Annotated in this window: 13 protein-coding genes; 12 read left to right on the top strand and 1 reads right to left on the bottom strand. The window is 31.1% G+C overall.

All coding sequences use genetic code 11. The features are described from left to right. The first annotated feature begins 37 nt into the window (after window positions 1-37). The 6 genes from ACO5J6_RS07965 (at window position 38) to ACO5J6_RS07940 (ending at window position 3801) form a co-directional block, all read left to right on the top strand. Window positions 38-439 (top strand): biotin/lipoyl-containing protein, encoded by a 402-nt coding sequence (locus ACO5J6_RS07965; RefSeq protein WP_485643269.1) that lies wholly within the window; start codon window positions 38-40, stop codon window positions 437-439. A gap of 102 nt (window positions 440-541) precedes the next feature. Continuing rightward, on the top strand, window positions 542-1897 hold the full coding sequence (gene accC, locus ACO5J6_RS07960; protein ID WP_485643267.1) for an acetyl-CoA carboxylase biotin carboxylase subunit: 1356 nt from the start codon (window positions 542-544) through the stop codon (window positions 1895-1897). Window positions 1898-1942: 45 nt separating this feature from the next. Beyond that, the gene (locus tag ACO5J6_RS07955) at window positions 1943-2344 is read left to right on the top strand and encodes an Asp23/Gls24 family envelope stress response protein (protein ID WP_485643265.1); all 402 of its coding nucleotides are present in this window, start codon (window positions 1943-1945) and stop codon (window positions 2342-2344) included. Window positions 2345-2362: 18 nt separating this feature from the next. Then, window positions 2363-3049: an alkaline shock response membrane anchor protein AmaP gene (gene amaP / locus ACO5J6_RS07950; protein WP_485643263.1), complete on the top strand. Its 687-nt coding sequence runs from the start codon at window positions 2363-2365 to the stop codon at window positions 3047-3049. A 34-nt stretch (window positions 3050-3083) separates the two neighbouring features. After that, window positions 3084-3488: a transcription antitermination factor NusB gene (gene nusB / locus ACO5J6_RS07945; protein WP_485643261.1), complete on the top strand. Its 405-nt coding sequence runs from the start codon at window positions 3084-3086 to the stop codon at window positions 3486-3488. Window positions 3489-3525: 37 nt separating this feature from the next. After that, window positions 3526-3801 (top strand): hypothetical protein, encoded by a 276-nt coding sequence (locus ACO5J6_RS07940; RefSeq protein ID WP_485643260.1) that lies wholly within the window; start codon window positions 3526-3528, stop codon window positions 3799-3801. 329 nt (window positions 3802-4130) lie between these two features. Here the strand turns inward: ACO5J6_RS07940 and ACO5J6_RS07935 are convergent, their stop codons facing one another. Beyond that, window positions 4131-4919, bottom strand: coding sequence for an alpha/beta fold hydrolase (locus ACO5J6_RS07935; protein ID WP_485643259.1), 789 nt, complete (start codon window positions 4917-4919; stop codon window positions 4131-4133). Between the two features lie 176 nt (window positions 4920-5095). Here ACO5J6_RS07935 and ACO5J6_RS07930 point away from each other — a divergent pair, with 176 nt between their 5' ends. From ACO5J6_RS07930 to ACO5J6_RS07905, 6 genes are all read left to right on the top strand, one after another. Then, window positions 5096-6037, top strand: a complete 942-nt coding sequence (locus ACO5J6_RS07930; RefSeq protein WP_485643257.1) for a helix-turn-helix transcriptional regulator — start codon at window positions 5096-5098, stop codon at window positions 6035-6037. Between the two features lie 225 nt (window positions 6038-6262). Next, window positions 6263-7822 (top strand): YifB family Mg chelatase-like AAA ATPase, encoded by a 1560-nt coding sequence (locus tag ACO5J6_RS07925; protein WP_485643255.1) that lies wholly within the window; start codon window positions 6263-6265, stop codon window positions 7820-7822. A gap of 10 nt (window positions 7823-7832) precedes the next feature. Next, window positions 7833-8816 carry an alpha/beta hydrolase fold domain-containing protein gene (locus ACO5J6_RS07920; protein WP_485643254.1) on the top strand — a complete coding sequence of 328 codons (984 nt, stop codon included), beginning with the start codon at window positions 7833-7835 and terminating at the stop codon, window positions 8814-8816. A 37-nt stretch (window positions 8817-8853) separates the two neighbouring features. Beyond that, on the top strand, window positions 8854-9531 hold the full coding sequence (locus tag ACO5J6_RS07915; protein ID WP_485643252.1) for an N-glycosylase/DNA lyase: 678 nt from the start codon (window positions 8854-8856) through the stop codon (window positions 9529-9531). A 273-nt stretch (window positions 9532-9804) separates the two neighbouring features. After that, the gene (trxA, locus tag ACO5J6_RS07910; protein ID WP_485643251.1) at window positions 9805-10122 is read left to right on the top strand and encodes a thioredoxin; all 318 of its coding nucleotides are present in this window, start codon (window positions 9805-9807) and stop codon (window positions 10120-10122) included. 197 nt (window positions 10123-10319) lie between these two features. After that, window positions 10320-12485: a Tex family protein gene (locus ACO5J6_RS07905; protein ID WP_485643250.1), complete on the top strand. Its 2166-nt coding sequence runs from the start codon at window positions 10320-10322 to the stop codon at window positions 12483-12485. The last annotated feature ends 21 nt before the right edge of the window (window positions 12486-12506 follow it).

The raw sequence follows: 12506 nt of genomic DNA, 5'->3' as shown, positions 1-12506 counted from the left end.
ATAGAAAGATTTTGTAAATAAACTCATAGGAGGAGAGATGGAACTCAGAGATATAAAAGAGTTGATGAAGATACTGAAAGAAGAAGAAATGGCTGAAATAAAAGTTAAATATGGTAAAATAAAACTTGTTTTGACAAATTCAGAGACACTTTCAAAAGAAATACCGCAAAGTGAGAAAAAGAAAGTGGAAGTTATTGAAAAAATAGCTGATACACCAAAAGAAGAAGTTATAAAATCAAAAAATGTCGGAGAAATAATACTGGAAAGAATTGAAAAAGGAATGGAAGTACATAAAGGTATGAGACTTGCCAAAATTAGAACTATCGGTATAGATACTGATGTTAAGTCAAGTTTTGACGGCACATTAAAAGAAATACTGATTTCTGACCAGTCCAATGTAGATTTTGGAAAACCTCTATTCGTAATAGAACTGTTGTAGAAATTTTTAAAAAATTGCCTTAGAAAAAGAAATTGAAAATAAAATTATAGAAAATGGATTTAAAAATATAGTTTTTGGGCAAGACAAATTTTGGGAGGAGCAATGTTTAATAAAATATTAATAGCAAACAGAGGAGAAATTGCAGTAAGAATTATAAGAGCGGCAAGGGAGTTAGGAATAAAGACAGTTGCAGTATATTCGGAAGCTGATGTTGACTCGCTGCATGTAAAACTTGCAGATGAAGCCGTATGTATAGGGCCTGCGAGCAGTACGGATTCATATTTGAAAATACCGAATATAATATCTGCGGCTCAAATAACAGGAAGTGAAGCTATTCATCCGGGTTACGGATTTTTAGCTGAAAATGCTTCCTTTGCAAAAATATGTGCACAGAATAATATAGTATTTATAGGACCGAGACCCGAACTTATAAATATGATGGGAGACAAGGCGACAGCGAGAGAAACAGCCATAAAAAATAAAGTACCGATAACAAAAGGTTCCGACGGGATAGTGCCTGATGTGGAAGAAGCTAAGAAAGTTGCCGAATGGATAACTTATCCTGTTATGATAAAAGCTACGGCAGGAGGCGGCGGAAAAGGAATGAGAATTGCTCATGATGAAAAAGAGCTTGTAGAAAATTTTATCGCCGCACAGAATGAAGCCAAAGCTGCTTTTGGAAATCCTGATGTCTATATAGAAAAGTATGTCGAAGAACCGAGACACGTAGAAATACAGGTTATTGGAGATAAATTTGGAAATGTAGTTCACCTTGGAGAAAGAGACTGTTCTATACAGAGAAGACATCAAAAATTAATAGAAGAGGCTCCTTCGGCAGGGATAGATGCAAGAACAAGGGAAAAAATGGGAAAATTTGCAGCCAAACTTGCCAAAGGTATAGGTTATGACAGTGTAGGAACGTTGGAATTTCTTGTGGATAAAAATATGAATTTTTATTTTATGGAAATGAATACAAGAATCCAGGTAGAACATACAATAAGTGAGGAAATAACAGGGGTAGACCTGATAAAAGAACAAATTAAAGTGGCGGCAGGGGAAAAATTGGATTTTACCCAGAAAGATATTGAAATAACAGGACATGCTATAGAATGCAGAATAAATGCCGAGGACTCCGAAAACGGATTTTTACCGTCATCGGGAACTCTTGAAAAATACATTCCTTCGGGCGGAATAGGAGTGAGAATTGACTCACATTCGTATCAGAATTATGAAATTCCCCCTTATTATGACTCTATGATTGCCAAGTTGATAGTTAAAGGCAAAACGAGGGAAGAAGCTATAAGCAGAATGAAAAGGGCTTTAAAGGAATTTATCATTGAGGGAGTAGACACTACAATACCTTTTCATTTGAAAGTCCTTGATAATAAAGACTTTAACAAAGGAACTATATATACGAACTTTATAGAAACGCATTTTAAAGATGTATTGAACAAATAAGTAACATTAATTTATAAATATTAAGATAAAACAGGAGGTAAAAAAATGAATGAATTAGGAAATATAAGTATATCATCTGATGTAGTGGCAACTATCGCTGAATCTGTAATAACAGAAATAGAAGGGATATATAGCTTGGCAGGAAGTGCACCAAAAAATGAAATAACAAAATTTTTTCAAAGTGTTTCTTCCGGAGGAAATAAAGGGATAGATGTAGAAGTGGGAGAAACTGAATGTACTCTGGACTTGTACATTATTGCTAAGTTAGGTTATCAGTTGCCGGCACTGGCAGGAGAGATACAGACAAAAGTAGTAAAGGCGATAACAGAAATGACAGGGCTGAAAGTACAGGAAGTTAATGTCTATATACAAAAAGTAGTTAAAGACAATACTGATGAAAATGTTCCTAAAATACCGGGACCTGTAGAAGCTGTAGAGGAAGAATAATCAGTAAAGGAGTGAATTATGATAGCAATATTAGGATTTTTAGCGAGATTGTCAGTAATAGCCGGACTTTTAGGTGTGGCTTTTGCAAGTATATCTGATTTGATAATGAGAACGGACTATCTGATTACTTTGGATAATATGGTAGATTTAGGAAGCGTAAGGGTAAAAATAGTACTGGCATTGCTGTCCATACTTTATCTGCTTATATTTTTGCTGTCTTATATAAATAAAATGACAAAATATTCCCAAAACAGGAAAGTCAAGACGAAAACAGGAGAAATAGAAGTTACCATAAAAACTATAAATGAAGTGGCAAAAGATTTTTTGAGTTCTCAGGAGATTATAAAAAACTCAAAAGTGAAATCTCATCCAAGCGGCAGGGCAGTAGTGGTAGAAGCTGTTGTAGATACTTATAATGTAGATAATCTAAGTGATAAACTGCTCAAAATACAGGAAAAACTTTCTGAATATGTGTTCAATTCCACGGGGATTACAGTGAAAAAGAGTAAAGTAAAGCTGAAAAAAGTTTTAGGTGAAACGATAGTGGAAAAGAAAATAATAGAAGCACCTAAAGAAACAGAAATAAAAAATGTTAAAAGTAATATTGAAAAAAACGATGTTGAAAATTCTGTTGAGGAAATTAGTCAAGCAGCTGTTTCCGAAGTTTCCGAGATTGAAACTGATGATAAGGGAAAAAGTAATTAATCTAACATAAGTCTGATTTGGAAAGGGTAATTTAATGACACGTAGGGAAATTAGAGAAGAAATATTCAAGCTTCTTTTTGAAAAAGAATTGATTGATAATGATATTGATAAAAGAATTAGTGAAGTAATAGAAGAAAATAAAATAAAAAAAGAAGAAAAAATTGAGTTTTTAAAGTCTTATGTTACTGAAATAACTGAAAAAGAGGATATCCTCGTAGAAAAAATAAAAAATGTATTGGACGGTTGGACTTATGAGAGATTGGGAACTTTGGAAAAAGTATTGTTAAAAATAGCATTTTATGAAATTCTTATAAAAGATATCGGATATGAAATAGCAATAAATGAAGTCTTGGAAATTGCGAAAAAATATTCTTATGATGACACAAAAGAGTTTTTAAACGGGATACTGGCAAAATTAGTTAAAGAGAAAAATGAATGAATAAGAAGATAGATTAAACGAAAGGAAAAATGAGAAAATGAAAAAATATCGCATAGAATGGATTACTTTAGTTGTTGGATTAATATGGTTTTTTGGGGCAGGATATGTATTTATATCTTATCTGGGAGGAACTTTGGGAGATTTTGCAGTTCCGAGAATTGTAGGCTGGATATATGATTTGTTTGGAATTATACCGGGGACTATAGTTCAGTGGATTTTCAGTATAATCCTGATTGTGAGAAGTTTTAGAAAAAATCATTATACGGAAATACAGAATTATGATAATGAAGACGATGACGACGACGAAGAATAATAAAAAAGAATAGCAAAATAAAAGAGGCTGTTTCATAAAGTAAATAAAATTATTAAATCATAAATTTTATATGTTTTACTATTTGTATAAAACCAATAAAAATAACGTATTTTGATTTTTAAAAATATATAATATTTATATTAGTAAAATTATTTTTGACTTATGAAACACCCTCTTTTTAATTACTGTATTTTATTTTATAGTGTATTCTTTAAGAGAAAGTTATTATAAAAGTCAGAAAATTATAATAACTCAGAAAAATGTTTATTTATTTTGTAAGTAATTTTGGATAGAATAATATTATATTTAAAAATTAAGTTTTAAATCATTCAGGATTTTAAAAACTCAACGACATATTTGACAAACTCATCAGGACTGTCGAAATTTACTCCGTGTCCTGCATTTTTTATAATGACGGTTTTTGTGTTTGGTCTTTTCCGTTCGATTTCAAGAGCGTGTTCATAAGATAGAACCCATGAATTTTCTCCATTAAATAGAAGCATAGGGCAAGTGCTTTTTAAGAGAATATTCCAATGGTTGCCACTTAAGTCATTTTGAGATTTATTCATATTATTTTTGTCAAAACGAAATTTCCAGCCTTTTTCATCTTCTACGGCACTTTCAAGAAAATAGTCAGGTTCGTTTATACCTATTTTTCTTAAACTGTTTTCCAAGTCTCTTAGAGTCATAGTATAATCAGGGATTTTTTCAACAAAAGAATTGTCATCATTGATGACGGCTCCTATATCTTCTATAATTATTTTGGTAATATCGGAATGAACAGAAGCCGCATAGTAAGCAATAAGTCCTCCTAATGAATGCCCGATAATGGTTATTTTATTGTTTATTTTTTCGTTTTTAATTAAATTGTCCATAAATGCTGAAAAATCATTTACAAAGTCAATAATTCTGTAATTTCCTTCTTTTGAATGCTCGCTAAAACCGTGTCCTCTAAGGTCGAGGCTAAACACACGGTAATTTTTAGATTCAAGAATATTTGAATAATAACGGGCATTTCCAAAATGACCGTGTATACATATAATAACAGATTTTTCTGTCTGTTCATTATCAAGATATGACAGTTTGAGATTATCAGAAATAAAATATTTTCTTTTCATTATTTTTCTCCTTTAATGTTTGATTATAATATAGTATAATGGATAAAAGTATCAGATTATGAAACTTTTTATATAAATTTTGAAGAATTATTTTGATAATAAAATAACGAAATAATTATAAAAAATATATTTAAAATTCAAATTGTTTTTTAAAAATTCTGAAAAAAGGAAGAAAAATGACGAAATCGGAAAGAATAAATGATATGATGATTTATCTGAATAAGAAAAATTATTTTAATTTAAAAGATATAATGAACAAATACAGCATTTCAAGAAGTACGGCATTAAGAGATATTAATTCTCTTGAAAATATAGGGATGCCTATATATTCTGAAAAAGGGAGAAACGGGAAATACAGTATTTTAAATAATAGAATTTTATCTCCTATCATTTTTACTGTAGATGAGATAAATGCTCTCTATTTTTCCATGCTTACATTAAAGTCCTACCAGACGACACCTTTTCATTTGAGTTTGGAAAAATTGAAAGAAAAATTTGAAAATTGTTTATCCCGAGAACAGCTTAATGATATTCTGATTATGGAGAAAATACTGAAATTTGAAGTGTACGAGCATAATAACAGAAGTCCTTTTTTAAAAGAAATATTGGAGTCAATTATTGAAAATAAGATTTGTAATGTAAATTACAGAAAGAAAAGGACAATCAGGAAATATAGCATACAATTTTTTAGAATTTCTGCCAATTATGGACAGTGGTATACAGAGGGAATTAATCAGAAAACAGGTAAATTTCAAGTTTTCCGATGTGATAAAATAGTTTCTCTAAAGATAACGGAACAATCTACGAAAGAAAATATAATGGATATTCTAAAAAAAATTCCCAATATCTACAAAAATGAGCAGTCAATTGAATTTCGAGTAGAAATATCTCCATTTGGAAAAGATTTGTTTTATAAAGAGAATTATCCGTCTATGAAAATGAACGTTGACGGGGGAAAAATTTTTATAGAAGGTTTTTATAATAAAGGGGAAGAAAAATTTATAGCTGATTATTTTTTGAAATATGGAAAAAATCTGATTTCAGTGGAACCAATCGAACTGAAAAAACTTATAACTGATAGGGGGAGAGAAATATTTGAGTATTTTCATAAATTATAAATTTAAAATCTCCAAAACTGATATTAACTGAAATTATAACTGAAAAAAATGGTAAAAAACAGTAAAAATAAAAAATGCTGTAGCTTTTTTAAGTATAAAAAAATAGTTGAAAGAATGAAGCCTATAGAAAAGATTTTTTAAATATAAAAATAAACATTGCAAAAAAGCAAAAAAAATGATAAATTATATTTATTAAATTAAAATTAACGAAAAAAAGGGGGAAATGTGGCTATAAGTGTACTTAGTTGCAGTTATTTAGGGGTTGAAACATATATTGTAGAAGTTGAAGTGGATATATCCAACGGACTTCCTGTTTTTAATATAGTAGGAATGGGAGATTTGGCAATAACTGAAAGCAGGGAAAGGATTAGAAGCTGTTTTAAAAATATAGGACTTGATTTTCCTGTAAAAAGGGTACTTGTAAACTTATCTCCTGCAAATATAAGAAAAAAAGGAAGCCATTTTGATTTGCCGATGTTTTTGGGAATATTGGCAAATATTGGAGAAATAAAAAATATAGATACTTTAAAAGATTATCTTGTATTGGGAGAAATTTCCCTGAACGGAAATATAAAATCAATAAAAGGTGCCATAAATGCTGCAATCTTGGCAAAAGAGAAAGGAATAAAAGGCGTCATAGTTCCCGCGGAAAATTATAATGAGACATGTTTAATTTCAGGAGTGAAAATTATTCCCGTAACTCGGATAAAAGAAGCAGTGGACTTTATAGATGAAAAGATTGAATATGAAGAATTATTACAAAATATAGAAAATTTACATATTAAAAAGAAAAACAGCAAAAATAATTCAAAAATTGAGGAATTTGAATTTGATGAAAACGATTTAAACGAAAGTATTGATTTTTCAGAAGTTAAAGGTCAGTTTCTGGCAAAAAGAGCTTTGGAAATAGCGGCAGCGGGAGGACATAATATATTTCTTATGGGAGATCCCGGTTCAGGAAAATCAATGCTTGCTAAAAGATTTACTACTATTCTGCCCGAGATGACTGAAAAAGAAATAATAGAAACTACTAAAATATACAGTGTATCGGGAATGCTCTCTTCCGAAAATCCGATTATTACGGAAAGACCGTTTAGAGCTCCTCATCATTCCGCAACTCAGGCGGCATTGGTAGGAGGAGTAGCGAGGGCGGGAGAAATTACACTGGCATTAAATGGAGTATTATTTTTAGATGAGCTGGGGGAATTTAGCAAAGAAAATTTGGAAATGTTGAGACAACCCCTTGAAGACGGAAGTATTACTATATCGAGAGCAAATCTTATAATTACCTATCCGGTGAAAAGTATAATGATAGCAGCATCGAATCCTACGCCGTGCGGATTTTTCCCTGATGATATTTTATGTACGGATACTTTAAGAAATATAAAAAATTATCAGAAAAGATTTTCAGGACCTCTTCTAGACAGGATAGATTTATATGTGGAAATGAGAAGGCTGAAAAAAGAAGAAATATTCAATGATGAAGTATCGGAAACATCTGAAAAAGTAAGGGAAAGAGTAATAAAAGCAAGAAAAATACAGAAAAAGAGATATAATTCGGACTTGCTGAATGCAAAAATGAACAGAAGGCAAATTTCCAGATATTGTAAAATAAATGAAGATACAAAGAAAATATTTGAAAAAACCATTGACGAACTGAAACTTTCTGTAAGAATGTATGATAAAGTACTTAAAGTTTCAAGGACTATAGCTGACCTTGATAATTCGGAAAATATAGAAACTGTACATCTGCTGGAAGCATTGAATTACAGAAAAAAATATTAGAAATATTGAATTGAAGCTTTTAGTTAAAAATGATATAATACAAAACAGCATAATAACAAATAAAAAAATACAAAATATTGAAAGGAGAACAGTTACAAAGTTTAGTAATTGTGTAAATATGAGTTTGTTATCAGATATAGCAGTACCTGTAGCAAAACTGGTAAATGCAAAAAAAGGAAATGAAAAAGCTATGGAAAATCCAAGACGGGACACGGATTTTTTCAATAAAAAATATTTCAGCAAGGAATTTTTAACAGATGAGGAATTTATAGACGGATTTCAGATAATCACAGTGAAAACTGAGAAATCCTTAAATAAGCATATAATTTTCCTTCATGGAGGAGGTTATGTGCTAAGGGCGGTAAGAAGCCATAAAAATATCGTTGAAAGAATGGTAAAAAAGTATAACCTGAAAGTAACTTTTGTGGATTATCCTTTAGCTCCTGAATACACGATAGATAAAGCTCATGATGTTTTAATGAAAGCATATAAATCAGTATCCGAAAAAAATAAGGAAGATGATTTTTATTTTTTTGGGGACTCTGCAGGGGGAGGACTGGCACTGGCTTTTCTTCAGGAAGCGAGAGATAAAAATATAACTCCTTTTTCTAAAAAGACCGTACTGATGTCTCCGTGGCTTGATGTTTCCATGACAAATGAAGAAATAAAAGATTTTGAGGAAAAAGACCCTTTATTACCTGTTCACAGCCTTATTAAAGCAGGGAAGCAGTACGCGGGAAATATAGATGTAAAATCGAGCCTGATTTCTCCCATTTATGGAAATATGGATAATCTTGGTGAAATAATGCTTCTTTTTGGAACAAATGAAGTTCTTTATCCTGACTGTATGAAACTAAGTGATATGATTGATACGGCGGTGGGAACGACAGCAAAATTATATATAGGAGAAAATCTTTGTCACGACTGGATTTTAGCTCCTTTAAAAGAAACGGACGAAGCTCTGGATGCAATAGGAAAATTTTATTTGGAATAAAAATTGAAACATAAATATAATATCGGAGGAAAATATTTTGCCAAAGAAAAATAGTTTGGAAAAAAAATTGAATAAGGAACTTCATAATGAAATAATGGAAATACATAAAAAAATCAGAAAAGAAATGGAAAAGGCTATAAAAGGTTATAAGAAAGCATGGCAAGGCAATGAAAAGGAAGTATTTGCAGAAGTGGCATTTTGTATACTGACGCCCCAGTCCAAGGCTAAAAATGCGTGGCAGGCAATAACGACGTTAGTAAATAACGGTCTGCTGTTTAACGGACAGCCTGAAGAAATAGCCGAATATCTAAATATTGTCAGATTTAAAAATAATAAATCAAGGTATTTAGTGGAACTTAGAAAACTGATGACAGTAGACGGAAAACTCCAGCCAAAAAAAATTCTTTCGGAAAAGGGAGATACCTTGCAGAAGAGGGAATGGATATATAAGAATATAAAAGGAATGGGTTTGAAAGAAGCAAATCATGTATTGAGAAATCTGGGATTTGGAGAAAATATTGCCATACTGGACAGACATATTTTAAGAAATCTTGCATGGCTAAATGTGATTGATGAAATGCCAAAATCCATAACCGAAAAAAAATATTACGAAATAGAAGAAAAAATGAGGGAATATTCAAAATATTCAGGAATTAGAATGGATGAGCTGGATTTGGTGCTGTGGTATAAGGAAGCAGGAGAGGTTTTTAAATAATTATATTCCAATAGTCAAACTGATAATCAAAAGATAATCAAAAATTATGGAAAATTTTTAAAAATAAATTCAAAATAAAAATATGAAGAACTGGTAGAATAAAAAGTAATTAAAACAAAAGTAATTGAGATAAAAGTGATTAAGATAAGAATAATTAAAATAAAAAATATGTCTTATATTAGAATAGATATTTGAAAAAGTTTGCATATACACATAAAAAGTGATATAATACATTTAACAAAAAAATTTATAATTTATAGGAGGAAAATAAATATGAGTAAAGTAGTACATTATGCAGGAGAAAATTTTGAAAATGAAACATTAGTAAAAAGCGGAGTTACTTTAGTAGACTTTTTTGCAACATGGTGCGGACCTTGTCAAATGTTGGGACCGGTATTGGACGAGCTGTCAGATAATGTTGATTATAAAATTGTAAAAGTGGATGTAGATCAGGCAAGCGACCTTGCTGCACAATTTAGAGTGAGAAGTGTGCCTACAATGGTTATTTTCAAAGACGGACAACCTGTTGAAACTCTTGTAGGATTTATGACGCAGGATGAAATTAACAAAAAAGTTGAAGCTCATAAATAAATTTAATAAACGGATAAGGATAACCTGTTTTAATCTTGATTGGAGATTGAAACAGGTTTTTTGTCATAAAATGCAGTAAAATTACTTTTTAAAAAAATTCTTTGAAAAACTGGTTATTTTATGGAAATTATGCTAAAATATTTATTAGTTTAAAAAATAAAATAACAAAAGTGAAAAAATGTATATGGAGGAGAGTCTTGGATATAGTAAAAAGTGTGGCAACAGAACTGAATTTAAAAGTTTCTCAAATAGAAAATACGATAAATCTGTTTGATGAAGGAGCGACAGTTCCGTTTATAGCACGTTATAGAAAAGAAGTTACGGGAAATCTTGATGAAGAGCAGATAAGAGAAGTAATTGAAAAAGTTACTTATTATAGAAACCTTGAAAAAAGAAAAGAAGAAGTTATAAGACTGATAGAAGAGCAGGGCAAACTTACCGAAGAACTGAAAGCAAGTATAATAAACGCTGTTAAATTACAGGAAGTAGAAGATCTGTATTTGCCTTACAAGAAAAAGAAAAAAACAAAAGCCGATATTGCCAAGGACTATGGGCTGGAGCCTTTATCGATATTTGCTTTACTGCCTGATACTACGGCAGATTTACTGAGAGCTGAAGCTGAAAAATACATTACCGAAGAAGTTCATGACGTGGAAGCGGCTATTGAGGGAGTACACCTGATTATTGCCCAGAATATATCAGAAGATGCTAAAATAAGGGAATTTTTAAGGGAAAGAATAGCAAAATACGGAACTCTTACATCAAAAGTTATTGAAAAGAATAAAAATGAAGATACAAAAGGCGTGTATCAGGATTATTATGAATATTCGGAACCTATAGAAAAAGCTGCTTCAAATAGAATTTTGGCATTAAATAGGGGAGAAAAGGAAAAAATCCTGAAAGTTGATATAGATATTGATGAAAGAACTGAAGAATTTATAATGAATTTTATACTGAAATCATTCCCAAATAAAAATATGACAGATTTTTATAAAGAGATTATAAAAGATTCTTTGGACAGACTTGCTTATCCGTCAATAAAAAATGAAGTGAGAAATATATATACTGAAAAAGCCGAAGAAGAGGCGATAAATATATTTTCGGAAAATCTTGAAAAACTGTTGTTACAGCCTCCTTTATCCAAAAAAACACTTATGGGACTTGATCCGGGGTATAGAACAGGCTGTAAAATGGTCATAATAAATAAAGACGGATTTTACGAAACAAATGATGTACTTTATTTAGTTGAGGAGATGCACAATCAGAAGCAGCTTGACGAGGCTAAAAAGAAAATATTGAACTATATTGATAAATACGATGTGGATATAATAGCGATAGGAAACGGTACAGCTTCGAGAGAAACAGAAAGCTTTGTGGCAAAAATAATAAAAGAAGCTAAAAAGCAGGTGTCGTATCTCATAGTAAGCGAAGCGGGAGCTTCGGTATATTCTGCATCAAAACTTGCTATAGAAGAATTTCCTGACCTTGATGTAACGGCAAGGGGGGCGATATCCATAGCAAGAAGAATACAGGACCCTATGGCAGAACTTGTAAAAATAGACCCAAAGTCTATAGGTGTAGGGATGTATCAGCATGATGTGAATCAGAAAAAACTCAATGAAACACTGGAGCAGACAATAGAACATGTGGTAAATAATGTCGGTGTAAATATTAATACAGCTTCGTGGGCATTGTTGAGTTTTGTTTCGGGGATTAAGAAAAATGTCGCTAAAAATCTTGTGGATTATAGACATGAAAATGGAGATTTTAAAGACAGAAAGCAATTGAAAAAGGTAAAAGGTTTAGGCGACAAGGCTTTTGAGCAAATGGCGGGTTTTATAGTAGTACCGGGCAGTGAAAATCCCCTTGACAATACTATAATTCACCCAGAATCTTATCATATTGCTGAAACTATATTAAAAGAAGCAGGCTGTAAAGTTTCAGATTTAAAAGAAAATCTGGATGAAGTCAGACAAAAATTGAAAACAATCAATCTGGAAAAAATTATAAAAGAAAATGACTTCGGACCTCAGACCGCAAAGGATGTATACGGAGCATTGTTAAAAGACAGGAGAGATCCGAGAGATGAGTTTGAGAAGCCTCTATTAAGATCTGATATTCTCAATATGGACGATTTGAAAGAAGGAATGGTCTTGGAGGGAACAGTAAGAAATGTTGCCAAATTCGGAGTTTTTGTAGATATAGGACTAAAAAATGATGCGTTAATCCATATATCACAAATATCCGATAAATTTGTATCAGACCCTACGAAAGAATTATCCGTAGGACAGATAATAAAAGTTAAAATTTTGTCTCTGGATAAAGAAAGAGGAAGAGTAGGACTTACAAGAAAAGGAATATAATAAATAAAATAAATCAATAAT

Source organism: Pseudoleptotrichia sp. (assembly GCF_057270515.1).
Note: the sequence above shows the minus strand (reverse complement) of the source record. Positions and strands in the feature narration are given on the sequence as shown.